The following is a 24,078-nucleotide window of genomic DNA, read 5'->3' on the forward strand; positions in this document are numbered from 1 at the left end:
CTCAAGAATTAATCGCAGGCTTACTTGGCCTTGACCGAGTAGACCGGGGTCCACTTTGCCGGCGCCAGCACGAGATCCATCTGCAGTTTCGGCACGGTGGTCTTGTCGACCGCGGAGGCCAGCGGCTGGGCGAGGCTCATCACTGGCTTCTTCTCGATCAGGCGCACCGCCTGGTCGACCGAGATGGCGCCTTCGCCGACCGGGTACTGCGTTGCAAAGGCCAGGATGTCGCCTCGGTTCAGCGCATCCAGCATGGCCTGGTTCTCGTAGGACGACATGATCTTCAGGTCGCTACGGCCGGCTTCTGCCACCGCGCCGATCGCAGCCTCGGCGGTGGGCGCGGTGCCCCAGATCACGTTCATGTTGGGATAGGCCTGCAGCGCGTCCTGGATCAACTGCAGCTGGACCGCGACACCGGAGTCGCCGAACTTCTCGGCGAGCACCTTGGCGTTCGGATTCTTCGCCACCGCCTTCTTGAAGCCTTCGTTGAAGGATTCCGCCCAGCCGGAGCCGGCCGGTCCCGGGAAGGTCACGATGTTGAGCTTGTCGCCGGGCTTGGACTGCGCCAGCAGGCCCTCGCCGGTGACCTCACCCATGGCGACGAAGTCGACATAATTGGCGGCGGGCAGGGCATTGGGCGGCAGCGGATTGGCGACGCCGACGACCGGAACGCCCTTGGTCTTCGCTTCTTCGAATTTCTTGCTGAGGCCTGCGCCGGAGATCGCGCCGACGATGATTGCATCCGCGCCGCTCGCCATGCAATCGTCGAACTGCGAGAGCTGCTTGGGCAGGTTCTCGTAGCCGCCGGCTTCATAGAGCGTCATGTTGACGTTCAAGGCCTCGGCCTGCTTCACGACGCCGTAGGCGACCGCCACCCAGAAACTGTCCTTCATGTGCGGAAACAGCACACAGAGCTTGTAGGGCTTCTCGGCCTTCTCCAGCGCCGTATATTCCGCCGGTTTTGGCGTGCCGGACGAGGCGTCGTAAACCTTCATCGGAAACCATGGCGTTTCGGCCGAGGCCGCGGTCATTGCGCAAACAGCGAGGCTCGCGGCGACGCCGAGCGTCGTGCAGATCGGCTGAAGCCGGTTGATGGGAAGGCGCGTCGTGCAGGTCATGGCTCAATCCTCTTGGTTCGAATGATGGGGTGAGGACCGCCGGCGTCGGGTCCTCCTTGCATGCGCGTGCCGCGCCGCCCGTGGGCGACGCGATTGCCAACGGGGATCAGCCCGCGGCCCATTTTGCGACCGAGCGCCGCTCGAAGACCTCGCGGAACTGACGCGTGGATTCGGGGAGGAGCCTGCCGTTCCCCCAGTCGAGGATCACGGCATGCTGGCGGATGACGTCGAGCGCATCGATCTCGCCGCTGCGATAGCGCGCGGCTACGATTTCCGGATCGAGCCTTGCATTGGCGACGCGCTCGGCCCTGAGCTTGGTGCGAAGCAAATCGGTCGCGGTCTTGTCGATCTCGTACTCGCACAGTTCGGCATCGATGATCTGCACCACCACGCCGTAGTCCTTGGCGGCGCGTGCGACCGACACATAGTCGTCCTTGATATCCTCGATCACAAGGCGCGGGTCCCGCTCCAGCGGATCGCCGAATCCGCCGCCGCCGGCTGTCGGACGCGAGAACACGTCGCCTTCGCCGATCGGAACGTCCGAGAAGATCGAGCCGAGGCGCTCCTCGGAATCTGCACCCGCGCGCTTCAACGACAGGCCGTGCGGCATTGACGGTAGGCCGCCCTCGATGCCCCATACCACGGCACGCTCGCGGTCGCAGATGTAGGAGATCACGGTCTTCTCCGCCTGCAGCATGCGCGAGGTCTTCATCACGCCGGCGCCGCCGCGCCATTTCCCGGGACCGGGCGAGTCGGTCAGGATCTCGCACTTTGTGGTCAGGATCGGATTGGCGCGCTCCTGGCCTTCGACCGGCTGCGACATCAGGCCGGTGCCGAAGCAGGCGGTGGTGACGTTGCTGCCGTCCTTGCCATTGCGGCCGCCCCAGCCGCCCGGCAGCCAGTCGTAGAACATGAAGATCGGCTTGTCGGCGCTGCGGCCATCGAAGCCGCCGGTGAGCAGATATTCGAGATTGAAGGCGCAGGCGAGCGCGCGCTCGGGCATCAGCTTCGACCACATCTCGTAGATCGAGTTCATGATCTTCTCGAAGGGCATCAGGAAGCCGGTGACCGCAATCGGCCACTTCGCGTCGACGATCGAGCCTTCGGGCGCGATGATGTCGAAGCAGCGATAGAATCCGGAATTGAGCGGCAGGTCGGGGAAAAACGTCTTCATCCCGGCCGCCACCGCCGAGAAGGTCGCGCCGAAGGCCGAATTGTAGATCGAGCCGATGGTCGGATGGCTGCCGGTGAAATCGTAGATCGCGCGATCGCCCTTGATCGTCATCTTGATCTTGATCGGAATCATGCCTTCGCCGCCGGCCGGGTCACGATCGATGAAATCGACCGTCTCCCATTCGCCGTCGGGCAAGGCTGCGATGCGCTGGCGCGCGGAACGCTCGACATAGTCCTGGACCGCAGCGAGCCCGGTCTCGACGGTGTCGCGGCCGTATTTGCTGACGAGGCGCAGGATCTCGCGCTCGCACACCTGCGTCGCCTGCGCCTGCGCCTGGATGTCGCCGATGATCGAGGCGGGGTCACGGGTGTTGGAGGCGAGAAGATGCGCGACGTCCTTACGCAAGCCACGTTTGTCGAACAGGCGCACGGGAGTGATGCGCAGGCCTTCGCGGAACATCTCGCGGGCGGCGACGTCGAACGATCCCGGCACGCTGCCGCCGACGTCGGACCAGTGGCCATTCGACTGGCTGAAGGCGATGATCTTGCCGTCGGCGAAGATCGGCCGGATCAGCCGCACGTCGGAGAAATGCGTGCCGCCGGCATAGGGATCGTTGATTGCATAGACGTCCCCTTCATGCATGTCGCCCTCGAAGTGCCGCATGACGTCCTGGCAGGTGAAGTGCAACGTGCCGACATGGACCGCGATGTCCTGATTGCCCTGTGCAGCGCATTCGCCCTTGGCGTCGTGCAGCGCACTTGAGAAGTCGCGGTTGTAGATCACGAAGGAATAGCAGGTCCGAAGCACCTGCTCGCCCATCTGGTCGACGCTGGTGATGAAGGAGTTCTTGAGAACCTCGAAGGTCACGGGGTCGAGCGGGAGATCTGCGGCCATCGGCTCACTCCTTCACGCGGATGATGATGTTGAGATATTTGTCGACCTCGGCGCTAGCGCCGGGGGGCACGACGGTGGTCGCATCGACCTGCTCGATGATCGCAGGGCCCTGAAAGGAGAAGCCGCAAGGCAGGTCGTCGCGCGCGTAGACGGGCGTGTCGAGCCCGTTGCCGTCGAACCAGACCCTGCGGCTGCTGACCGGCTCAGGGATCACGCCGGTCGGCTTGTGGATGGCGAACTCGGCCTTGGGCACGACACCAATCGCCTTCAGATTGAGGCGGAAGAGGCTGACGGGCGAGTCGTCGCGGCGGAAATTGTATTCGCGCTGGTGCTCGGCATGGAAACTCTGCACGAGGTCGGCGACCTTGCCGATCGGGCGCGGCGCTGTGACGGCCAGCGAGCGCCATTGACCGCGATACATCATGTCGATCGAGCGCTGCAGCACGATGTCCTGCCGCGCTACGCCTTCATGGGTCAGTCGCGCCAGCGCCTCCTTCTCCAGCGCGGCGAACTGAGTCTCGATATCGGCGGCATCGGCCTCGTCGGCGCCGACCATGCAGCTTTGCGAGAAATCGTGCTGCATGTCGACCAGGAGGCAGCCGAGCGCAGACGTCACGCCTGGATTGGGCGGCACGATCACAACGGGGATCGCCAGCTCCCGTGCGACGTCGACGCCGTGCAGCGCGCCGGCGCCGCCGAAGGCGACGAGGGCGAAATCGCGTGGATCGTAGCCGCGGCTGATCGAGATCAGCCGCACGGCGTCCGACATGTTGGCGTTGGCGACCTTCAGGATGGCGTCGGCCGCCTCGTGCAGGCCGAGGCCGAACGGTTTTGCGACGCCATCCTCGACAGCCTTGCGGGCGAGCTCGGGGTCGAGCATGACCTTGCCGCCGGCCAGGCTCGTGCCGAGCCGGCCCATCGTGACGTTGGCGTCTGTGTTGGTCGGCTGGGTGTTGCCGTTGCCGTAGCAGGCCGGGCCCGGATAGGCGCCCGCCGACTGCGGGCCGTTGCGCAAGGAGCCGGCCGGATCGGTCCAGGCGAGCGAGCCGCCGCCCGCGCCGATGGTGAGCACCTCGATGGAAGCGAAGCGGATCGGATAACCGAACTCGATGTGCCAGTCCTTGGTGATGCGCGACTGGCCCTCATAAGCCAGCGACACGTCGGTGGAGGTGCCACCCATGTCGAGACCGATCGAGTGCGGGAAGCCGCAGAGGCCAGCGATGTAGCGGCTGGCGATGGCGCCCGCGGCGATGCCGGAGCCGGCGAGGCGGGCGGCGAAATCCTTTACGCTCGCCGGCGTCATGACGCCGCCCCCGGTGTGCAGCAGCAACAGGTCGCGCGTATAGCCTTCGTCGGCGAGACGATCGCCGAGGCGGCTCGTGTAACTCACGACGACGGGACTGACGACGGCGTTGGCGACCGTGGTCGAGAACCGCTCGTGCTCGAAGATTTCGGGGAGCACCTGCGAGGAGATCGAGACCGGGATGTCCGGCATCTCCTGCAGCAAGATCTCGCGCATGGCGCGCTCGTTTTCGCCGTTGAGATAGGCGTTCATGAAGCAGACCGCGATCGCGGCGACACCCCTTCGCTTCAGGATGCGCGCGACGTTGCGTGCGGCGTCGAGGTCAAGGGGCTGGATCACCTTGCCGGCGGCATCGACTCGCTCCGTCACCGTCAGCCGGTCGCGCCGCGGCACGTAGGGCCGGACGACGTCCTTGTAGGTGTCCCAGAGGTCTTCCTTGTTGGCGCGCCGGATCTCAATGACGTCGCGAAAGCCCTCCGTGCTGACGACGGCGGTGCGGGGCAGGCGGCGCGTGATCAGCGCGTTGGTGGCGACCGTGGTGCCGTGCGAGAACAAGGCGACCTTGGACAGATCGATTCCCGCCTTGGAGACGCCGCCCATGATCCCTTCGATCGGATCGCGCGTGGACGAGGTCTTCTCGATCCGGATGAGACCGGTCGTCTCATCCATAATGCAGATGTCGGTAAAGGTGCCGCCGACATCGACGGCCACGCGAAGGTTCTGCACGATGCGTCTTCCTTTCGAACAAGCGTTTCGCCGATCATAGGCAGATCGGCGGCTTGCGTTCTTGACGCTGAGCGCAGGAAGATTTGTGCGAGAGAGCGACGGGCAGGTGTGCCCGGATCGGCGGCGGGTTGCCTAAGAATCGATCACTCGGACGTCAGGTGACGTTGTTTTCAGGAATTGGAAGCGCGCGAGGTCGCTCGCGCCTCGCTCGGTGTGCGGCCGAACCGGCTGCGATAGTTGCGGCTGAATTGTGCCTGGTCGGCGAAGCCCCACTGATAGGCGATTTCCGAAATGCTCTTGCGGCAATTGGGATCGCGCAGCAGGGCATCGCACATCGAAAGGCGCTGGTTGCGAATATAGGCGCAGACGGTCATGCCCTCGCCCTCGAAAATCTGGTGCAGATATCGAAGCGAGATGCCGCAGCCATCGGCGATCATCTGGGGCGTGAGCCGCATGTCGTCGAGGCGAGTACGAATGAAATGCTCGCAGCGGAGCAGGTGGCCATTGCGCACGGACGAGGAGTGCCCGGTCAGCACGCGGTCGTCGGACTCGATGGCCATCGCCAGGAGCTCGATGAGGTGCTTGCCTATCATCGCGCGAGCTGTCTCGTCCATCTCGCCGATGCGGTCGCCGGCGAGGCGCAGCGTGTCGACGAACAGCGCACCGACGCTGCGGCTGGCGTCGATCTGCAGGGTTGCCAGGCGCTCGGGGCGGGAAATCCGCGCGCGCAGCACGGCGCTTGGGATCTTTAGCACCCAGAGCGCGGCAGGATCTTGATGGCTGAACTCATAGGGCAGGTGGCTGCGCTCGATCAGGAAGGCGCCCGGCTTGCAACGCACATCCCTGCCGTCCTGCTCGAATCGGATTTCCGCAAGCTCCGGCACGGTGATCAGGAAGCATTCGTCTCGCTCATTGAGCAGATGGCGTTCATGTCGCTTGTAGAGCAGGCCGTTGGAGGCCTGGCGGGACATCGAGACCGGCCCGAGCGACCACGCGCCCAGTGTGCCGTGAAAGTCCTGCCCCCCGAAAAAACGAAGGTCCAGCGAGTAATAAGTGCTGGAGACGACCTCCTGCCAGTACTGGCGCCGGGCTTGCAATGGAATGTCAGTAGTCGCGTACGTGACTTGCATGTCTCACTCCCGGCCGCCGGCTGTGCCTCCGGTCGTCTTGTCCCAGCGCGAGTGTGGCGAGGGCAGCCGGACGGCGTCAAGTCGAACAAATACGGAAACAGATATCTTAGATTTCGATCGCCTCCTCGGCCCGATGCTGATGGTCGAGGCTCACCGGGGGCCTGGCCGGGCCGACGCCGGCAACCGCAAAGCGCATGAAATCGAGGAATGCCTTGGCGGCTTCCGAGAGTTTTGTGTCGCGCCGCCAGGCGAGGCCCACGTCCATGCTGGGAACCTCATCCTCGATGACACGGGTCTCGATCCGCTGTCCCTCCAGCGACCAGGGCCGGTAGATCAGGTCGGACAGAATGGCGATACCCATGCCGCCTGCAACCATGGAGCGCACCGCTTCGACCGAGGAAGTGCGGAAGACCGTTTTCGGTTCGAGCGCCGCGTGGGTCCAATAGCGCATCGAGGTGTGCTTGGCCTCGTCGACGGTGAGCATAACGTAGGGATAGGTCGCGATCTCCGCGAGATGGACCCGCTCGGCGCGGGTCAGTGGATGCTCAGGCGCAAGCCACAGCCGGCGCGGCGACCGCAGCAGGGTCTCGCTGACGAGCATGGCATTGTCGCGCAGGTTGGAGACCAGCATCACCGCCAGATCGAGCGCGCCGTCGACGAGCGCACGTTCGAGCACGTCGCGCGGGGCCTCAAACAGTTCGATGGTGATACCGGGAAAGCTCGCCTGGAAGCGCATCTGGTGACGCGGCAGGAAATAGCCGGACACCGTGTAGGTCACGCCGATGCGCACCGTCCCGAACAGCGGCCCTGCGGACATGTGCGTGCTCCGCACCGCTTCGGCGACCGCAGCAAGAATCTGACGGCCCTGGGACAGGAAGCGACTGCCTTCCATGGTGACGGTCACGCCGTTCGGCGCGCGCTCCAGAAGGCGTGCGCAAACGGTCGCTTCGAGCTGCTGGATCGCCGCGGTTACGGCCGATTGCGAGACGTTGAGGTCCATGGCCGCCTGGCTGATGCGTCCGGTCTCGGCAGCGGCGACGAAATAGCGGATCTGTTTCAGAGAAACGGACATCGCGGTTATTCCGATGTTTGCATAGTTCATGTCTGGTTTGTCAGCCCCAGCGCGTCCGTTGCAACTCTCGTGCCGAACGAGGAGGTTCGACCGCGGACGTGACGCGCAGACAGAGCTATTCACCCCGACCGCTGCCGGTCGGGGCGTTGACAGATCGTGCGTCCCCTGGCGATTACGCCAGGGCTGTCCGGAGCTTGCCCAGCAGCTCCGTCCGGTTCTTGCGGGCCGCAAGCGCCTGATCCATGCCGACCTTGACGAACCTCACCGGCGTGTTGGGCTGAAGCTGGCCGATCAAATCCATGTCTGCAGCAATCACGGTGCCGACCATGAAATAACCACCGCCCGAGACTGCGTCACGATGCAGCACGATCGGCTCGGTGCCGCCGGGCACCTGGATCGAGCCGTAGGGATAGCAGGCATCGGTGATGTTGGACGGATCGGAGCCGGCGCCGAACGGCGGTTCGCGTGGCACGAATTCGAGCGATTTGCCGCCCTTGAAACGGTAGCCGATGCGATCCGCTTCCGGAGCAACCTTCCAGGTGTCAGAGAAGAAGCCGTTGCCGGCGGCTTCGGTGATGCGGTGCCAGTAGAGCCCCGGCATGGCGCGCACCTCCGTCGGCATCCCGGCCGGCTGGCCGCGCAGGTCCCTCGTGACCGTACGGCCATCTTTCACTGCTGCTGCGACCTTGCCGACCGGCAGTTCGTCGCCGGCTTCCAGCTTTCGGCCCTTGAAGCCGCCGAGCGCGCCGAGCGCGTAGGTCGAGCGCGAGCCGAGAACGACGGGAACATCGATGCCGCCGGCGACCGCGATGTAGCCGCGCGCGCCCTGCTTGAGGAAATCGAACGAGAGGATCTGACCACGCCTTACCTTGAAGCTGGTCCAGGTCTCGCGCGGTTCGCCATCGAGCTTGGGTGGCAGCTCGGCGCCGGCAATCGCCACCGTGGCGTCCTCGGTGAATTCGAGTTCTGGCCCCATGAACACGGCTTCGAGCACGGCCGCACCTTCCGGGTTGCCGACGAGCAAATTAGCCGCCGCGAGCGCGTGACGGTCCATGCCGCCGGAAAGGGGGATGCCGATGTGATAGTAGCCGGGACGCCCGAGGTCCTGGACGGTGGTTGCAAGACCCGGCTTTAGAACCTTAATGGCCATGGAGGACTCCATCGAGCTTGCGGTTATAGGCATCAATATCGCGGTTGAACTCGGTCAGCGAGAACGAGACGTCGCGGATGATCGGCGCAAATCGCCCGGCATCGACGTCGGCGACCGCAGCGTCATAGGCCACCCGGTCGATCGGCTTCCACTTCACGATGTCGCCCGGCCTGAACAGGCACATGAAGTCGCGCAGATAACTGATCTTCTGATTTGGATCGTAGATCGGCATCGGCGTGATGCCGAACATCTGGTAGCCGCCCGCACCGCGCACCGAATAGATGCAACTGAAGCATCCACCGTGCCCGACGGTGAGCTTTGGCGTATCCGTGCGCGGCCGCAGGTATTTCGGCGCCTGAAGCTGCCGCTTGCGCTCCACCATCTGGTAGAGGAAGGGCAGGCCTGCGACGAAGCCGACCATCGAAACAAACCAGGGGGCGCTTGAATGCGCCTTGATGAAGGCATCGACGCCATCGAGCCCGTTGATGCGCGCGGCGTATTCGAGATCAGTCCCATTTGGATCCTGATGCCGCTCGCGGAAGCGCATCAGGGTCTCGTGCGTCCAGGGATCGTTGTAGAGCACGGGGATTTCGATGATCCGCGTCTTGATCACCGGCTCGGACTTCTCGGACCCCGTATCCAGTCGCTTCAGCTCGGTGAGGAGATCGTCGGGCTTGATCTGATCTGGATCGAACTTGATCTGATAGGATGCATTCGCTGGGCAGATCTCGGTCACGCCCTTGATCTTGGCGTCCCGCACCGCATTGGTGACGAAGAGACTTTTGAAGAATGCCTCCAGCGACATCGCTTCACCGACTTCGGCGAAGATATGCTCATCGCCGCCGAAGGAAAATCGGGTTTGCATGACTAGCGGCCTCCTGTTGCTGACGGGACGGTTTCTCTCGCGATCATGGCGCAACCTTTGCGGTCGGTAACGGTGCCGCAAGCGTCGCGGCATGGGATTCCAGCCATGGTTCGAGCCAGGCTGTGTGAAAGCGTCCGGCCTGCACGTCGGCGTCGCGGGTAAGCGCCTGATGCAGCGACTTCGTGGTCGCCAGGCCCTCGACGTTGAGCTCGGCAAGGGCGCGCTCGAGCTTTCGGATCGCGCTGGCCCGATCTTCGTCATGTACGATCAGCTTGGCGAGCAGGCTGTCGTAGAAGGGCGGCACCGTGTAGCCCTGATAGAGCATGCTGTCGAAGCGTACGCCGTCGCCGCCGGGTACGCCGAGTGCGCTGACGGTGCCCGGGTTCGGCGAGAAGTTTTTCGAGGGATCCTCGGCATTGATGCGGACCTCGATCGAATGACCGCTGACGCGCACCTCGTGCTGGCGGATTCGCAGGCGCTCGCCGCCGGCGATCCGGATCATCTCGCCCACGAGATCGATCCCGGTGATCATCTCCGTGACGGGATGCTCGACCTGGATGCGGGTATTCATTTCCAGGAAATAGAAGTCGTGGGTCCGGTCGTCGTAGAGATATTCGAGCGTTCCGGCGCCGCGATAGTTGACCGCTTGGGCCAGCGCGACAGCAGAGGCACAGAGTTTTTCACGGACAGCTGGAGCCAGCGAAGGCGAGGGCGCTTCTTCCCAGACTTTCTGGCGGCGACGCTGCAAAGAGCATTCGCGCTCGAAGCAATGGATGACATCGTGCCCGTCGCCGAGCACCTGTACCTCTATGTGTCGCGCGCCTTCGACCAGCTTCTCGACGTAAAGCCCGCCATCGCCGAACGCGGCGAGCGCTTCGGCCTGAGCCTGCGGCATCAGATGACGGAATTCCTCGGCCGAGCGCGCGATGCGGATCCCGCGCCCACCGCCGCCGGCCGCCGCCTTGATCATGACGGGAAAGCCCGTCTTGTCGACCAGCGCGAAGGCCTCGTCAATGGACTCCAGGCGACCGCGGCTGCCAGGGACAGTGGGAACGCCGGCCGAGGCAGCAGCTTCCCGCGCCGCGACCTTGTCGCCCATCAGCCGGATCGATTGCGCGGTCGGACCAACGAAGATCAGGCCTGACGCTTCGACAGCCCCGGCGAATTCGGCATTCTCGGCCAAGAACCCGTAGCCGGGATGGATGGCGTCCGCTCCGGCACTCTTGGCGGCCTCGAGGATGACGGCCTGGTTGAGATAGGATTTTGACGCCTGGGGCGGGCCGATCTCGATCGACTCGTCGGCGAGCCTGGTGGCGAGCGAGTCCTTGTCGGCCTTGCTATAGACCTGCACGATCACAATGCCGAGCTCGCGCGCTGCGCGAATGATGCGCACCGCGATTTCGCCGCGATTGGCTATGAGGAGCTTTTTGATCGCCATGGAGATGCGACGAGCCTCAAACGTCGATTTCGGCGATCGGCTGACCGGCCATCACGGGCTCCTCGTTCTCGGCGAGGAACCGCAGGATCTTGCCAGCGGCGCCGGCCTTCACCTCGTTGAACGACTTCATCACCTCGACGAGCCCGATCGTGTCGCTGTCCGCGACCACGTCGCCGTCGTTCTTGTAGACCGGCTTGTCCGGTGCAGGCTTGCGGTAGAAGATGCCGGGAAGCGGCGAGAAGATTTGTTGGGTTGCCATGGGTTCCTCATGATGTGATTGCTTTGATTGTTGGCGCACCGGATCAGCGCGCGGTGAGGTAGGGACGGACCGCCTCGCGAACGGCTTCTGCGATCGCCACCGCGTTGGGCGTGTCGGAATGGATGCAGATCGAATCCGCGCCTACGGTGATGTCGTTTCCGGCCACCGTCCGCGTCTTGCCTTCGCTCACGGCGCGCGTGCACCGTGAGGCGGCATCGATGGGGTCCTTGGCCTCGTGTTCGCGGGTGATGATGAGGCTGCCGTCGGCGTTATAGTCGAGGTCGGCATAATATTCGGCGACGAATGTGTGGCCGCGCCGCTCATAAACCTTTTGATGCAGCGTTCCCTTCATGCCGAGCAGTGGCACCTTGTAGACGTCGGCCGCATCAGCCACGGCTTCGGCGATCTCCTCGTTGCGCGACGCCATGCCATAGAGCGCGCCGTGCGGCTTGATGTGGTTGAGCGTCATGCCCTCGGCGTCCAGGAATGCCTTGAGTGCTCCGATCTGATAGAGCAGGCAGTTGGCCAGTTCCTCGCGGCTGATCTTCATCTCCCTGCGGCCAAAGCCCTGCAAGTCCGGCAGCGAGGGGTGCGCGCCGACCTTGACGCCGAACTCCTTGGCGAGCTGCACCGTCTTGCGCATGTGATTGAAGTCGGAGGCATGAAAGCCGCAAGCGACGTTGGCGACGTCGATATGGGGCATCAGTGCCTTGTCGTCGCCCATCTTGTAGAGGCCGTAGGCCTCGCCCATGTCGCAGTTGATCACGACCATCTCTCCATTTCCTCCCAACGGCTTTGCAGACGAAGAAGCAAGGCCGTCCGGGGCGCGCCTGGCGTACCCCGGACGGCGCATTTGCGGGTTACTTGGACACCAGATAGTCGAGCGGAATCTTTTCCGAAATGGTCCACTGATCGACCACCTTCGGCTTGCCGGCCTCGGTGTCGACGATCAGGTAACGGCCCTGGTTCTGGTGGTGGATGTCCTTGGTGAAGGTGCGCGGCCCGAACAGCGTGGCTTCGTTGTTCATCTTCTCGAGCTCGACCACGACAGCGGCCGCATCGGTCGACTTGGCGCGTTCGACCGCCTTGGCCCAGACGTCGATCAGGACGTAGCCGGGATAGACGTACTGGCTGGACGGATCGCCACCGGTGACTTCCTTGTACTTCTTGTTGAACTCATTGACCTTGGGATTGGGATCGTCGCCATACACCGAGCCCTGCACGGGGACATAGAAGTTCGAGAGGTCAGGCACGGCGTTCAGCCAATAGCTGCCGTCGACGCCGGAGCCATTCAGGATCATCGACTTGATGCCGGCGGCGCGGATCTGCTTGATGGCGGAAACGGCACCCGGCATCATCGTGCAGAGCATGATGGCGTCGGGTTCCTTCGGCAGGCTCTTGATGCGCGTGATCTGCGAGGCGATCGAGGCGTCATCGTTCTTGAAAGTGTCGCTGCCGACGAGCTTGGCTTCCTTCAGGTGCGGCATCTGCCAGTCGAAGCCGTCGCAGATGCCCTTGTTGTAGACGGTCCAGCTATCGAGCAGCCGGTAGAAGTTGCGCGCGTTCTTCTTGTTGTAGGCCCATTCCGCCATGGTAGCGCCTTGTACGGCCGCGAGCACCGAGGCCGAGAACGAGAAGGGGCCGACGCCGGGAATGCCGGCCTTGATCGACTCCGCGCAGAGGAAGAAGGAAACCTTGCCGGCCGCCTGCGCTTGCAGCGCTGCGGGTGCGCCGAAATCATAGTCGCAGGAGACGATGACGAGATCGGCGCCCTGGTCGAGCACCGCGAGACCGGCTTTGGCGCCTTCGGCCTGGTCGGTCTTGGTGTCGGCGAAGACGGGCTTGATCTTCTTGCCGAGCAGGCCGCCGGCCTTGTTGATCTCGTCGATCCGGATCAGGGCCGCATCCTGCGCCGGCTTGTCGTAGGCCTGCATGAATCCGGATGCCGCGGTCGCGAAGCCGACGACGATCTCGTCGGCCGCCTGTGCCGGCGTGAACCCGAGCGCGGACGCTCCGGCCAGAAAGCCAAGTACTGTATTCAAACGCATGAGCCACTCCTCCAATTGAGCAAACGAACGTCAGTTCAGTTCCTTCAGCGCCGTCTGGACGGGGCGCGCCAGACGCCGCTGCAACGGCCATCCACGCCAGGAGAATTCCTGGTTGCGGGTCAGTCCCATGGGCAGGTACATCAGGATCACGATGGTGATGATGCCGATCGCGATCTCCTGGACGCCGTTCGGCAATGCGACGGTGTGGCCGCCGAGGCTGATGCCCTTCTCGAGATTGCGGAACAGCTCGATCAGTACCGACATCAAAACGACGCCCGAGACGGCCCCGCTGAGGCTGTACATGCCGCCGACCACCAGCATCGACAGCGTGACGAAGGTCGTCCGCAGATAGAACGCGCCGGGATTCACTATGCTGAGGAAGTGCGCATAGAGCGCGCCCGCGAGCCCGATGATGAAGGCGCTGACGACGAACGCGATCAGCCGCTCGCGGACGATGTCGATACCGGAGGCGCTCGCCGCGACCGCTTCGTCGCGTGTGGCGCGAAGCGCAAGCCCCGAGCGCGAGATCGAATAGAGATAGGCGATCACGATCGCGACGGCGGCACCGAGCCAGCCGATCCAGACATTCATGGTCGGCGGAATGCCGACGATCGAGCCTTGTCCGCCCGTCACGGAGTCCCAGTTCGAATAGACGTTGTTGACGACGCCGAGCAGGCCGAAGGTCGCGATCGAGGCGGCGATGCCCGACAGGCGCATGATGACGCGCCCGATGATCAGCGCGAACAGTGCCGCGAACACGCCCGAGATCGGGGTCGCCACCCACATCGGCAGTTGCGTGTGCAGGAGCCAGGCCGGCAATCCCTTCAGCGTGATCGACTTCATCACCGGCGGAATGGCGAGCCAGGCTGTCATATAGGCGCCAAGGCACATGAAGCTGATGTGGCCGAACGACAAGAGGCCGGAATTGCCGACGAAGACATAGAGCCCGACGACCACCATGATGTTGATGAACATCTCGACTGCAGTGCGGTTGAAGGCCCGGCTGCCGAACTGATAGGTGAGGGCGGCCATGATGAGCAGCGCCACGATCAGGATGATCGGTGTTACGATCGTCTGCCGGATGACGGAGGGCCGCGTCGACATACGATCAGACTCTCTGCTTGGAGGATTTCGGTGCGAACAGGCCCTGCGGCCGCACCAGGAGCACGACGATGACGGCGCCATAGACGAAGGCGTCGCGGAACACGCGGGCGTCGTGCGGCAAGGTTGCCTGGAACACGACGCTCGCCCCGCCGATCAGGAAGCCGGCGGCCACCGCTCCGGGAATGCTGCCGAGGCCGCCGATCACGGTCGCGATGAAGGCGATCAGCATCACGTTGGCGCCCATGCCGATATCGGCGGTGCCGGAGTTGGTGGCCAGGATCAGGCCGATCGCAGCGGCCAGCATGCCGCTGATGGCGAAGGCCAGCAGGATCACGCCGTTGGCGCGAACCCCGAGCATGCGGGCCATGGTGAAATTCTCCGCCGCCGCGCGCATCTCCAGCCCATAGCGCGTGCGCTTGAGGAACAGGACGAGCACGACCAGCACGACCAGCGTGATGATGATGGTCAGGATCTGGAGCATCGGAATGTGGGCCCCGAGGAATTCGACCGGCAGGCCCAAGCTCGGCCACAGTGTGATCGATTTCGGACGGCTCGAATACAACATCAAAAGGAGATGCCTGATGACGAAGCCGAGCGCGAAGGATGCAATCATCATCGTCGCCGGATTGGCGTTGCGGAAGCGGCGGAAGACGACGATCTCCGAGAGGACCGAAAGCACGGCACCAATCAGGAGGAGAAGCGGGATCAGCAGATAGAACGGCAGTTGGCCGGCAAATACGATCGCCGCTGCGTCGACCGAGGGCCACAGCATTGCGAACACGCAGAAGGCGATGAAATCGCCGTGGGCGAAATTGACGAGCCGCATGACACCGAAGATCAGGGCGATGCCGAGCGCGCCGAGGGCGTAGAGGCTGCCGAGGCTCAGGGCGTCGAAGACTATCTGGAGGATCTCCGTCATCTCAGTGATCTCCGAAGCCGAAATAGGCCTGCTTCAGGCGATCGTCCTTGATCATGTCGGTGGCCGCCCCCTCCAGAACGATGCGACCGCCGCGGATCAGGATCATCCGTCCACCGGTCATCATGGCGCGGGTCGAGCTTTGCTCGACGATCAGGAGCGTGAGCTTGCGCTGCGCCCGCAGCCGCACCAGGATCTCGTAGACCTGGTCGATGATCTTTGGCGCGAGGCCGAGCGACGGCTCGTCGATCGCCATGATGCGCGGAGCGGCCATCAGTGCGCGACCGATGACCAGCATCTGCTGCTGGCCGCCGGAGAGCATGCCGGCCGGGGTGTGGCGGCGCTCGGCCAGCATCGGGAATTCTTCGTAGACGGACGCAAGATCGTCGGCGATGTTCTTGCGGTCGCGCCGCATGCCGGTGCCGACCTTCAGATTCTCCTCGATCGTCAGCGCGCCAAAGACGTTCCGCCCCTCCGGCACCAGCGAGAATCCGCGCCGGGCGATGTCTTCCGGTGATGCGCCCGCGACTTTTACGCCGTCCATCGTGATGGAGCCTGATCCGGGCGGCACGACGCCCGCGATCGCGTTGAGCAAGGTCGACTTGCCGGCGCCGTTCGGGCCGGTCACGAACAGAACTTCGCCTTCGTCGATTTTCAGTGTGACCCCACGCAGGGCCGTCAAGCGCCCGTAGCTGACCGTGATATCGTCGACGGCGAGCAGCGTCATGACGCGACCACCTCTTCAGCGACGATCGGCGGAATCAATTCGTCGCGCTGCGTGCCCATATAGGCGTGTCGCACCGCATCGCTGTCGCGGATCTCCGCGGGTGTACCGTCTTCGATGATTTCGCCGGAGTCGAGGACGAAAATGCGCTCGCAGAGCTCGAGAACGAGGCCGATATTGTGTTCGATCAGGAGCACGCCGACGTTGAGCTCACCCGCGATCCGCCGGATGATCGCGGCGAGATCGTGGCTCTCATGCTCGGACATGCCCGCCGCAGGCTCGTCGAGCAGCAGATAGCGCGGCGTGCACATGATGGCGCGGCCGATGGCGACACGCCGCTCGTCCGTGTAGGGCAGGGCACCCGCGATGGTATTGGCCAGATGCGAAATGCCGAGCCAGGCCAGGACACGCTCGGCCTCCGCCATCGCATCACGACGGGCCTGGCCGAGGCCGACGCCGGTCACCTCCAGGTTGTCCATCACCGGCAGGTCGCGGAAAAGCCGGCCCGACTGGAAAGTCCGCGCCACGCCTTTGCGTCGCAACTTGTGCGCCGCAATGCCGTTGACCGGTTCGCCCTCCAGTTCGACGCTACCGATGCCGACCGGCTGAAAACCTGTAAGTACATTGATAAGGGTGGTTTTCCCGGCGCCATTCGGGCCGATCAGCCCGGTGATACGTCCCCGCGGTACGGTCAGGGTAACGCCGGACAACGCTTTCAAGCCTTCGAATTGGACGCTGACATCGCGAGCGACCAACTCCGAGCCACCGGACATCATCTCAACGCCTTCTTACCCGCGAACCGATGGATTGATTTTTCCGTTCCACCGGGTGATTGTAAAATTCGAAATATCGTTCGCTGATATCGGAAATTTTGATGTCTCTGACGTTCCGTCAGGTTCGGCATTTCATCGCCACGGCCGAAACCGGACGCGTTTCGGCGGCCGCGGCCGCTCTGAACGTGACGCAGTCGGCGGTTACGGCCTCGATCAAGGCGCTGGAAGCCGAGCTCGGCCGCAAGCTGTTCGACCGTCACTCGAACGGCGTGACGCTGACCTTCGACGGACAGGAGTTTTTGCAACGCGCCCGCGCCATCGAGGCGAGTGTGTCAGATGCGATGCGCGGTCCGCATCGCTGGGGAACGCAGGTTGACGGCACAGTCGACGTGGCCGTCAGCTACACCGTTGCCGGATATTTCTTGCCGCCGCTGTTGTCCCGCTTCTGGCGTTCCTTTCCAGGTATAACGATACGTCTGCACGAATTTCAGCGCGATGCGATCGAGCAGAGTCTGATCAGCGGCAGTGTCGATGCGGCGGTCATGCTCGTCTCGAATCTGCATGACCGGCACTCCATTCGTTCGCGGCTGTTGCTGCGTTCGCCGCGTCGCTTGTGGACTTGTGCCAATCATCCGCTGCTCCGGAAAGATAGCATCAAGCTGGCAGATCTGGCGAGCGAGCCCTATCTGATGTTGACCGTCGACGAAGCCGAGCGCTCCGCGATGCGTTACTGGCAGCACACGACGCACGTGCCAAACGTTATCTTCCGCACTTTGTCGGTCGAAGCCGTTCGCAGCATGGTCGCGACCGGCATGGGAATCACCATCCTTTCGGACATGGTCTATCGTCCGTGGTCGCTCGAGGGACATCGTATCGATCTCAAGACGCTCGATGACGATGTCCACACCATGGATGTCGGGCTTGCCTGGAAGAGCAAGGCAGAGCTTTCTCCGGCGGCCCGCGCGTTCTGCGAGTTCGTCGCTCATTCCTATCCCGGATCCGAGCCGGTCCAATTCGACTAGCGAGCCGCTTGGCTCTGCCGAGGTGGGTTGAAGCTTGATCTCAATGCCTTCGTCCACGCGCTGGATTTAGGTACTGTTTGGCGCCAGCGGGTTTATTCCCCAGTCATAGCGATTCCGGCAGATAGAGATGAGGTTCCAGAAAGCGCTGTCCAGGTAGGCTTTCGCCGGGGCCCCGCGTGGCATTGACCATTAAAGACACGAGATCCCTGCTGAACTCCTCAAGTGGAGTGCAGACCGCCAACAATACGTAGCGATCAGACAGCGCGGCCCGGGATTCGGGCGTCAACTCGTTCACGATGAGCTTGACCTCTCCCGGCCTGCGCGCTTCGCGCAAAGCCGAGATTGCGCCCTCCATGCCGCCTCCGGCAACGTACAATCCTTTGAGGTCAGAGTGGCGCTCGAGCAGGTCGAGCGTCGCTTCATGCGTGAGTTGAGGTGTCTCCAAGTTGACGAGAGTATCGAGCACTGTGCATCTTGGGTGGTATTCTCGGAAGTAGCTGCGGAAGCCTGTTTCTCGCAATTCATGCCCGTGCCAGCGATGACCGCCGACGAAGACCGCGACTTTTCCCGGCTCGTGCATGGCCGTCGCAAGCATATAGGCCGCGACACGCCCCACCTTGAGATTGTTAAGTCCGACATAGGCTGCGCGTTCACCTTGGGCGTAGTCCGAAAGCAACGAGACTGTCGGCACGCTGGCCGCCTTGAGATCGGTTACGGCTGCAGTGGTGTCCTGATGATTGGCGGCGACGGCGGCCAGCGCATCGACCCGGGAGCCGATCGCGCGCATCATCTGCGCCATGTCCTTGGTTGTCTGTGTCGGGCAGAACTCGATGATCGCCTGCGCTGAAATGCCTGGAGCGGTTTTGACCGCATGTTCCAGATGCCGCGCCATCGACTGATAGAAGCTCTGCTCCGGTTTGGTCAGCAAAAAACCCAGCCGGAAATTCGGCAGATCCGGGTTCAGACGCTGCTCGATCAGCCGCGTGGCGTGATAGCCGACTCGTACGGCGGCCGCGAAGACGCGGTGCGCAGTGTCGGAGCGGACGTTCTGGCGCCCGTTGAGAACACGGTCGACGGTCGAAGGGCTGACACCCGCTTCCCTCGCCACGTCGATGATGGTCGGTCTGTCAGCCATTTGCACGGCCCATCCTGATGTAATTTACATCATTTAGCCTCAACGTATTGATGCTTTTACGGCGCGTCAAGCTTGATCGACTGAATGAGCATTGGAGTCAGTGGGCGAGAAATGAGGTTCATCTATCGGAAAAGCGAGGGACATCTGTTCTGATGGCTATCACGGCTAGCGTGGTGGCGTCGCCTCATAAATACGTCATGATACGTCATACAATGACGTGAAATACCCCACTTTCCTTGACGTTCACTGCTTCAGCATCGTTACATCCTCGCGTCGACACGCCGAATAAACAAGCAGACATCAACAGGCCGGAGGAACAGGCGGACATGCTGCCCATAGCGATCAATCACATGACGGTGCCGGGGCTGCGCTACGAGGGCCTCTTTGCGCTTGCCAAGCGGCTCGGTTGCATTGGCGTCGAACTGCGCAATGATCTGGCTCAGCCGCTATTCAATGGCGACGCCCCCGGCGTCGTGGCCGCCAAGGCCAAGGACCAGGGGTTGCGGATCGTCGGCCTGTCACAGGTCTATCCGTTCAACGACTGGTCGGATGCCCGTCGCGCCGCTGTAGATGCCCTGATCCGGACGGCGTCGGCTTGCGGGGCGGAGACCATCAGTCTCATTCCGCGTAACGACGGCCGGGGCCTCGGCGCGGGCGAGCGGATCGGCAACCTGCGCCTTGCTTTGCGTGAGATCGCGCCCATGCTGGAGGCGGCGGGCATGATCGCCCTTGTCGAGCCGCTCGGCTTCGAAACTTCCTCGCTCCGTAGCAAGGCGGAGACGATCGAAGTGATCGAGAGTCTCGGTGTGGCGCGCCAATACAGGCTCGTTCACGACACCTTCCATCATCACCTCGCCGGCGGCGGTCCCCTTTTCCCGGAATACACGGGCATCGTCCACGTCTCCGGCGTTGTCGATGTCGATCTCGCGGTAGCCGACATGCGCGATGCCCACCGGGTTCTCGTCGACGAGGCGGACCGGCTCGGCAACATCGCCCAGATCGAAGCTCTGCTGGCAGCCGGATATGCCGGACCGATCTCGTACGAGGCCTTCTCTCCGGCAGTGCACGCGCTGGCCGATCCGGAGAGCGCGCTGCGTCGATCAATTGGCTTCTTGAACGAAAGGGTCTCTCTCACGCCAGCGTAACGGCAGCCGCCGGCATGCGGCGGAAAACACGACCGGCGTAATCAGCGTGGACGCCGGCCACGCAGAAAAACGGGAGGAAATAATGAGGAAGCTTGTGCTCGCGGCCGCCATTTCGGCGCTCATGTCCGGATCGGCCTTGGCCGAGAACATCGGCGTCTCGATGGCCCTGTTCGACGATAATTTTCTGACAGTGCTGCGCAAGGCGATCCAGGACAGTGCCGCGAAGCAGAACGTGAAGCTGCAAATCGAAGACGCACAGAACGATGTCGGCAAGCAGCTGAACCAGATCCAGAACTTCGCCGCGGCCAAAGTCGATGCCATCATCGTCAACCCGGTCGATACCGACGCCACGGCGGCGATGAGCAAGGCCGCGGCGGACGCCGGCATCCCGCTCGTCTTCGTCAACCGCATGCCGGTCAATCTCGAAAAGCTTCCGTCCGATCAGGCCTTCGTTGGCTCGAACGAGGCCGAGTCCGGCACGCTTGAAACCAAGGAAATCTGCCGCGCACTGAAGGACAAAGGCAAGAAGGAAGCCCGGATTGTCGTCATGATGGGCGAACTTTCGAACCAAGCGGCCCGCCAGCGGACCAAGGACATCGAGGATGTGATCGCCACTCCGGACTGTAGCTTCATGAAGATCGTGGAGAAGCAGGCCGCCAACTGGTCGCGCACCCAGGCGGCCGACCTCATGACCAACTGGCTGTCGGCCGGGCTCAAGTTCGATGCTTTCATCCCGAACAACGACGAGATGGCGATCGGCGGCATCGGGTCGATCAAGACTGCGGGCCTCTCGACGAAGGAGATCCTCGTCGGCGGCATTGACGGCACCAAGGACGGACTCGCGGCCATGCAGGCCGGCGATCTCGCGGTGACCGTGTTCCGGAAGAAGTAGTCGGAACGGAAAGCGAGGAGCGTCCATGCTGAACGGCGAGAGAGTGATCCAGCGACCGCTTCGCTGGGGTTTGGTGGGCGGTGGGCGCACGAGCCAGGTGGGCTACAAGCACCGCACCGGCGCGCTGCGGGACAACACGGCCTATACGCTGGTGTGCGGCGCCTTCGATGTCGATGCGGCACGCGGGCGGGATTTCGGGATCAATATCGGCGTCGATGGTGAGCGCTGTTATCCCGACTACCGGACCCTGATAGGCGAAGAAGCGAGGCGACCGGATGGGGTGGAGGTCGTCACGGTGGCCACGCCCAATCACACGCATTTCGAGATCACGACAGCCTGCCTCATGGCCGGACTTCACGTCATCTGCGAGAAGCCTCTCTTCTTCAAAATGGAGGAATGCCGCGAGATCGAGCGGCTCGCGGGCGACAAGGGATTGATCGTCGGCGTTGCCTACAGCTATTCGGCCTTTCCCATGCTCCTGCAGATGCGGGCCATGGTCGCCAAGGGCGTGCTGGGTGATATCCGCATCGTCGACCTCTGCTACATCCACGGTTTCAATTCGGCTGACGATTCCAACGCGTCCGAAGCGCAGAGGTGGCGGACGAACCCCGCAACGAGCGGGCCGACATTCGTGCTTGGCGACCTCTCCACGCACACTTATTACATGAGCCAGATGGTGCTGCCGCATATGAAGGTCACCAGACTCCTGTGCGACCGGCAGAGCTTCATCAAGTCGCGCGCGCCGCTCGAAGACAACGCCTATGTGCTCTTCCACTACGACAACGGTGCCGTCGGCCGCTTATGGTGCTCGTCGGTCTGTGCAGGCTCGATGGACTCGCAGACGATCCGTATCGTCGGCTCGCAAGGTAGCCTCATCTGGCGTGACGCCCATCCCAACGAACTCTGGTATGAGGTTCAGGGCCGGCCGGTTCAACTCATGAGCCACGGCATGCCTTACCTCGACGAGCTGTCGCTTGGCAGCGATCGGATGGGCGCCCTGCACGCCGAAGGTCTTGGGGACTCCTGGTCGAACGTCTATCTGCGCCTCGCGCAGGCGATCGACGCGAAGCGGCGAGGCGACCAGGCAGCGCTCGATGGCCTGATCTATCCGGGTCTCAAGGACGGCGCCGAAGGCGTCCGCTGGATCGAGAACTGCGTACGCTCGGCCGATGCCGGTTCGGTGTGGGTGGATTTCCACTGAGGGGTCGGGGATGATCAAGCCGATCACCATCACGACCGCCCCCTGTTGCTGGGGCGTTGACGACGTCAGGAATCCCCATCTGCCGGCGTGGGAGAAGGTGCTTGACGAAGCGGCCGCGGCCGGGTTCGGCGGTCTCGAGCTCGGGCCCTACGGCTACCTGCCCCTCGATTCGGCCCGGGTCTCGGACGCGCTTGAGCGCCACCGGCTCAGCATCGTCGCCGGGACCATCTTCGATGATTTGGTCTCTCCGGAAAATCGTGACAATCTGCTCCGGCAAACTGATGAGATCTGCGCGCTGATCGTGAGCCTTCCCAAACCCGCGACCCATGATGGCCAGCGTCATAAGGCGCCTTACCTCACGGTCATGGATTGGGGACACGACGTGCGCGACTTCGCAGCCGGCCATTCGGATCGCGCGCCGCGCCTTGGTGCGAACGGCTGGCGAATCATGGTCGAGACCATTCGCGCCATCGCGGCGCTCGCCCGGAACAAATACGGCGTGCGCGCCGTGATCCATCCCCATGTCGGCGGTTACATCGAGTTCGCCGACGAGATCGAGCGCATCGTTGCGGATGTTCCGTCCGAGCTAGCCGGCCTCTGCCTCGACACCGGTCATCTCGCCTATGCGGGCATGGATCCGGTCGACATGCTGTGGCAATACCGTGAGCGCGCCGACTACATCCATTTCAAGGACATTGACGCAGGCGTCTTCGGCACCGTGATGAACCAGCGTATCCGTTTCTTCGATGCTTGCGCCAAGGGCGTGATGTGCCCGATCGGCAAAGGCTCTATAGACTATCCGGCCATCCGGACGCTGCTTAGCGACATCGGCTATGGCGGTTACATCACGATCGAGCAGGAGCGCGATCCCCGCAATACCGGCTCGATCCTCGGCGATCTCGCGGCCAGCCGCGATTTCCTGCGGCGAGCAGGCTTCTAACACCACCGAACAGAAGGTGAGACCAGCAATGACAGTCAAGATCGGCGTGATCGGCTCGGGAGCCATCGGCCGCGACCATGCCCGCAGGATCAATTACGTGCTCGCGGGAGGCAGGATCGTTGCCGTCACCGACATGAACCGGGCGGCGGCGGAGGCCGTCAAGGCGGACGTGGCGCCGGATGCGGCGATCTACGCGACGGGGGAGGAGCTGGTCGCGGCGAAGGACGTCGATGCAGTTCTCGTCACCTCCTGGGGCGCGACGCACGAGCAATATGTTCTTGCGTCCATTGCTGCCGGCAAGCCCTGCTTCTGCGAGAAGCCGCTCGCCACGACGGCGGAGGGCGCGCGGCGGATCGTCGAGGCGGAGGCGGCTCTCGGCCGCCGGCTCGTGCAGGTCGGTTTCATGCGCCGCTATGATGCGGGCTACGTCGCCCTCAAGGAGGCGATCCGGACGCGAACGGGCGCACCGATCATGGTCCACGCCGCCCATCGAAACCCCACGGTGCCCGAGGCCTACGTCACGCCGATGGCGATCCACGACACGCTGATCCACGAGATCGACGTGCTGCGCTGGCTGCTGGACGACGACTACGTCTCGGCCCGTGTGCTGTTTCCGCGCCGGGCCGCGCGGTCGCATGCCAAGCTGCGGGACCCGCAGGTGGTGGTGCTCGAGACGAAGAAGGGCGTGCTTATCAACGTCGAGATATTCGTGAACTGCCACTACGGCTATGACATCCAGTGCGAAATCGTAGGCGAGGACGGAACCGCGTGCCTGCCCGAACCCATGGCGGTCGAGCTGCGGCTCGGTGCGAAATTGCAGAACGACATCCTGACCGATTGGAAGGACCGTTTCGTCGCGGCCTATGACGTCGAGCTTCAGGACTTCCTGAAAGCAGCCGCGGCGGGGACGGCAACGGGTCCGAGCTCCTGGGACGGCTATGTCGCAGCGATCACCTCCGATGCCTGCGTCGCTGCACAGGAAAGGGAAGGCGCGCCCGTCGCCATCAAGATGGCAGACCGGCCGTCGCTCTACCGCTGACGAGGAGCTG

General features: G+C 63.3%; 21 protein-coding genes and 1 pseudogene. 6 read left to right on the forward strand and 16 right to left on the reverse strand.

Annotated features, from left to right (window positions below):
- Positions 1 to 20 precede the first annotated feature (20 nt).
- The 15 genes from torT to NLN62_RS36745 all read right to left on the reverse strand — a co-directional run bounded on the left by torT (position 21) and on the right by NLN62_RS36745 (position 16,697).
- On the reverse strand, positions 21 to 1,118 hold the full coding sequence (gene torT, locus NLN62_RS36675; protein ID WP_027524200.1) for a TMAO reductase system periplasmic protein TorT: 1,098 nt from the start codon (positions 1,116 to 1,118) through the stop codon (positions 21 to 23).
- Positions 1,119 to 1,224: 106 nt separating this feature from the next.
- Entirely contained in the window at positions 1,225 to 3,186 is a 1,962-nt protein-coding gene (locus NLN62_RS36680) for a hydantoinase B/oxoprolinase family protein (protein ID WP_254112017.1), read from the reverse strand.
- A gap of 4 nt (positions 3,187 to 3,190) precedes the next feature.
- Positions 3,191 to 5,215 carry a hydantoinase/oxoprolinase family protein gene (locus NLN62_RS36685; RefSeq protein WP_027524202.1) on the reverse strand — a complete coding sequence of 675 codons (2,025 nt, stop codon included), beginning with the start codon at positions 5,213 to 5,215 and terminating at the stop codon, positions 3,191 to 3,193.
- Between the two features lie 170 nt (positions 5,216 to 5,385).
- On the reverse strand, positions 5,386 to 6,345 hold the full coding sequence (locus tag NLN62_RS36690; protein ID WP_254112018.1) for a helix-turn-helix domain-containing protein: 960 nt from the start codon (positions 6,343 to 6,345) through the stop codon (positions 5,386 to 5,388).
- A gap of 106 nt (positions 6,346 to 6,451) precedes the next feature.
- Entirely contained in the window at positions 6,452 to 7,417 is a 966-nt protein-coding gene (locus NLN62_RS36695; RefSeq protein ID WP_254112019.1) for a LysR family transcriptional regulator, read from the reverse strand.
- Between the two features lie 172 nt (positions 7,418 to 7,589).
- Entirely contained in the window at positions 7,590 to 8,567 is a 978-nt protein-coding gene (locus NLN62_RS36700; protein ID WP_027524205.1) for a biotin-dependent carboxyltransferase family protein, read from the reverse strand.
- Positions 8,557 to 9,432 (reverse strand): allophanate hydrolase subunit 1, encoded by an 876-nt coding sequence (locus tag NLN62_RS36705; protein ID WP_027524206.1) that lies wholly within the window; start codon positions 9,430 to 9,432, stop codon positions 8,557 to 8,559. The genes NLN62_RS36700 and NLN62_RS36705 overlap by 11 nt, the downstream gene beginning before the upstream one ends.
- Before the next feature lie 43 nt (positions 9,433 to 9,475).
- The gene (locus NLN62_RS36710; protein WP_254112020.1) at positions 9,476 to 10,870 is read right to left on the reverse strand and encodes an acetyl-CoA carboxylase biotin carboxylase subunit; all 1,395 of its coding nucleotides are present in this window, start codon (positions 10,868 to 10,870) and stop codon (positions 9,476 to 9,478) included.
- Positions 10,871 to 10,886: 16 nt separating this feature from the next.
- Positions 10,887 to 11,129 (reverse strand): acetyl-CoA carboxylase, encoded by a 243-nt coding sequence (locus NLN62_RS36715; protein ID WP_027524208.1) that lies wholly within the window; start codon positions 11,127 to 11,129, stop codon positions 10,887 to 10,889.
- A gap of 43 nt (positions 11,130 to 11,172) precedes the next feature.
- A complete protein-coding gene (pxpA, locus tag NLN62_RS36720; RefSeq protein ID WP_027524209.1) occupies positions 11,173 to 11,901 on the reverse strand; it encodes a 5-oxoprolinase subunit PxpA in 729 nt (242 codons plus the stop codon).
- Between the two features lie 88 nt (positions 11,902 to 11,989).
- Complete coding sequence (locus NLN62_RS36725) at positions 11,990 to 13,177, reverse strand: ABC transporter substrate-binding protein (protein WP_051389826.1); 1,188 nt, start codon at positions 13,175 to 13,177, stop codon at positions 11,990 to 11,992.
- A 30-nt stretch (positions 13,178 to 13,207) separates the two neighbouring features.
- On the reverse strand, positions 13,208 to 14,281 hold the full coding sequence (locus tag NLN62_RS36730; protein ID WP_254112021.1) for a branched-chain amino acid ABC transporter permease: 1,074 nt from the start codon (positions 14,279 to 14,281) through the stop codon (positions 13,208 to 13,210).
- Positions 14,282 to 14,285: 4 nt separating this feature from the next.
- The gene (locus NLN62_RS36735) at positions 14,286 to 15,200 is read right to left on the reverse strand and encodes a branched-chain amino acid ABC transporter permease (protein WP_254112022.1); all 915 of its coding nucleotides are present in this window, start codon (positions 15,198 to 15,200) and stop codon (positions 14,286 to 14,288) included.
- A gap of 1 nt (position 15,201) precedes the next feature.
- Entirely contained in the window at positions 15,202 to 15,924 is a 723-nt protein-coding gene (locus NLN62_RS36740; protein ID WP_027524213.1) for an ABC transporter ATP-binding protein, read from the reverse strand.
- Positions 15,921 to 16,697, reverse strand: coding sequence for an ABC transporter ATP-binding protein (locus NLN62_RS36745; protein ID WP_254112023.1), 777 nt, complete (start codon positions 16,695 to 16,697; stop codon positions 15,921 to 15,923). Before NLN62_RS36745 ends, NLN62_RS36740 begins: the two co-directional genes overlap by 4 nt.
- A gap of 98 nt (positions 16,698 to 16,795) precedes the next feature.
- Here NLN62_RS36745 and NLN62_RS36750 point away from each other — a divergent pair, with 98 nt between their 5' ends.
- Complete coding sequence (locus NLN62_RS36750) at positions 16,796 to 17,716, forward strand: LysR substrate-binding domain-containing protein (RefSeq protein WP_027524215.1); 921 nt, start codon at positions 16,796 to 16,798, stop codon at positions 17,714 to 17,716.
- A gap of 103 nt (positions 17,717 to 17,819) precedes the next feature.
- Here NLN62_RS36750 and NLN62_RS36755 read toward each other — a convergent pair whose 3' ends face one another.
- Complete coding sequence (locus tag NLN62_RS36755; protein WP_027524216.1) at positions 17,820 to 18,851, reverse strand: LacI family DNA-binding transcriptional regulator; 1,032 nt, start codon at positions 18,849 to 18,851, stop codon at positions 17,820 to 17,822.
- A gap of 326 nt (positions 18,852 to 19,177) precedes the next feature.
- Here NLN62_RS36755 and NLN62_RS36760 point away from each other — a divergent pair, with 326 nt between their 5' ends.
- From NLN62_RS36760 to NLN62_RS36780, 5 genes and pseudogenes are all read left to right on the forward strand, one after another.
- A complete protein-coding gene (locus NLN62_RS36760) occupies positions 19,178 to 19,996 on the forward strand; it encodes a TIM barrel protein (protein ID WP_254112024.1) in 819 nt (272 codons plus the stop codon).
- Between the two features lie 82 nt (positions 19,997 to 20,078).
- A pseudogene (locus NLN62_RS36765) lies at positions 20,079 to 20,879 on the forward strand (substrate-binding domain-containing protein); the annotation flags it as partial.
- A gap of 34 nt (positions 20,880 to 20,913) precedes the next feature.
- Positions 20,914 to 22,089, forward strand: a complete 1,176-nt coding sequence (locus tag NLN62_RS36770; RefSeq protein ID WP_254112025.1) for a Gfo/Idh/MocA family protein — start codon at positions 20,914 to 20,916, stop codon at positions 22,087 to 22,089.
- 10 nt (positions 22,090 to 22,099) lie between these two features.
- Positions 22,100 to 23,029 carry a sugar phosphate isomerase/epimerase gene (locus NLN62_RS36775; protein WP_254112026.1) on the forward strand — a complete coding sequence of 310 codons (930 nt, stop codon included), beginning with the start codon at positions 22,100 to 22,102 and terminating at the stop codon, positions 23,027 to 23,029.
- 28 nt (positions 23,030 to 23,057) lie between these two features.
- Positions 23,058 to 24,068 (forward strand): Gfo/Idh/MocA family protein, encoded by a 1,011-nt coding sequence (locus tag NLN62_RS36780; protein WP_254112027.1) that lies wholly within the window; start codon positions 23,058 to 23,060, stop codon positions 24,066 to 24,068.
- Positions 24,069 to 24,078: the final 10 nt, after the last annotated feature.

Origin of the sequence: Bradyrhizobium sp. CCGUVB23 (assembly GCF_024199885.1) — a bacterium.
Lineage (GTDB): Bacteria > Pseudomonadota > Alphaproteobacteria > Rhizobiales > Xanthobacteraceae > Bradyrhizobium.

Excerpts from the sequence above, each read along its gene's own strand:
- torT (WP_027524200.1), bottom strand. The coding sequence starts at position 1,118 with ATGACCTGCACGACGCGCCTTCCCATCAACCGGCTTCAGCCGATCTGC.
- NLN62_RS36680 (WP_254112017.1), bottom strand. The coding sequence starts at position 3,186 with ATGGCCGCAGATCTCCCGCTCGACCCCGTGACCTTCGAGGTTCTCAAG.
- NLN62_RS36690 (WP_254112018.1), bottom strand. The coding sequence starts at position 6,345 with ATGCAAGTCACGTACGCGACTACTGACATTCCATTGCAAGCCCGGCGC.
- NLN62_RS36695 (WP_254112019.1), bottom strand. The coding sequence starts at position 7,417 with ATGTCCGTTTCTCTGAAACAGATCCGCTATTTCGTCGCCGCTGCCGAG.
- NLN62_RS36700 (WP_027524205.1), bottom strand. The coding sequence starts at position 8,567 with ATGGCCATTAAGGTTCTAAAGCCGGGTCTTGCAACCACCGTCCAGGAC.
- NLN62_RS36705 (WP_027524206.1), bottom strand. The coding sequence starts at position 9,432 with ATGCAAACCCGATTTTCCTTCGGCGGCGATGAGCATATCTTCGCCGAA.
- NLN62_RS36710 (WP_254112020.1), bottom strand. The coding sequence starts at position 10,870 with ATGGCGATCAAAAAGCTCCTCATAGCCAATCGCGGCGAAATCGCGGTG.
- NLN62_RS36715 (WP_027524208.1), bottom strand. The coding sequence starts at position 11,129 with ATGGCAACCCAACAAATCTTCTCGCCGCTTCCCGGCATCTTCTACCGC.
- pxpA (WP_027524209.1), bottom strand. The coding sequence starts at position 11,901 with ATGGTCGTGATCAACTGCGACATGGGCGAGGCCTACGGCCTCTACAAG.
- NLN62_RS36725 (WP_051389826.1), bottom strand. The coding sequence starts at position 13,177 with ATGCGTTTGAATACAGTACTTGGCTTTCTGGCCGGAGCGTCCGCGCTC.
- NLN62_RS36730 (WP_254112021.1), bottom strand. The coding sequence starts at position 14,281 with ATGTCGACGCGGCCCTCCGTCATCCGGCAGACGATCGTAACACCGATC.
- NLN62_RS36735 (WP_254112022.1), bottom strand. The coding sequence starts at position 15,200 with ATGACGGAGATCCTCCAGATAGTCTTCGACGCCCTGAGCCTCGGCAGC.
- NLN62_RS36740 (WP_027524213.1), bottom strand. The coding sequence starts at position 15,924 with ATGACGCTGCTCGCCGTCGACGATATCACGGTCAGCTACGGGCGCTTG.
- NLN62_RS36745 (WP_254112023.1), bottom strand. The coding sequence starts at position 16,697 with ATGATGTCCGGTGGCTCGGAGTTGGTCGCTCGCGATGTCAGCGTCCAA.
- NLN62_RS36750 (WP_027524215.1), top strand. The coding sequence starts at position 16,796 with ATGTCTCTGACGTTCCGTCAGGTTCGGCATTTCATCGCCACGGCCGAA.
- NLN62_RS36755 (WP_027524216.1), bottom strand. The coding sequence starts at position 18,851 with ATGGCTGACAGACCGACCATCATCGACGTGGCGAGGGAAGCGGGTGTC.
- NLN62_RS36760 (WP_254112024.1), top strand. The coding sequence starts at position 19,178 with ATGCTGCCCATAGCGATCAATCACATGACGGTGCCGGGGCTGCGCTAC.
- NLN62_RS36770 (WP_254112025.1), top strand. The coding sequence starts at position 20,914 with ATGCTGAACGGCGAGAGAGTGATCCAGCGACCGCTTCGCTGGGGTTTG.
- NLN62_RS36775 (WP_254112026.1), top strand. The coding sequence starts at position 22,100 with ATGATCAAGCCGATCACCATCACGACCGCCCCCTGTTGCTGGGGCGTT.
- NLN62_RS36780 (WP_254112027.1), top strand. The coding sequence starts at position 23,058 with ATGACAGTCAAGATCGGCGTGATCGGCTCGGGAGCCATCGGCCGCGAC.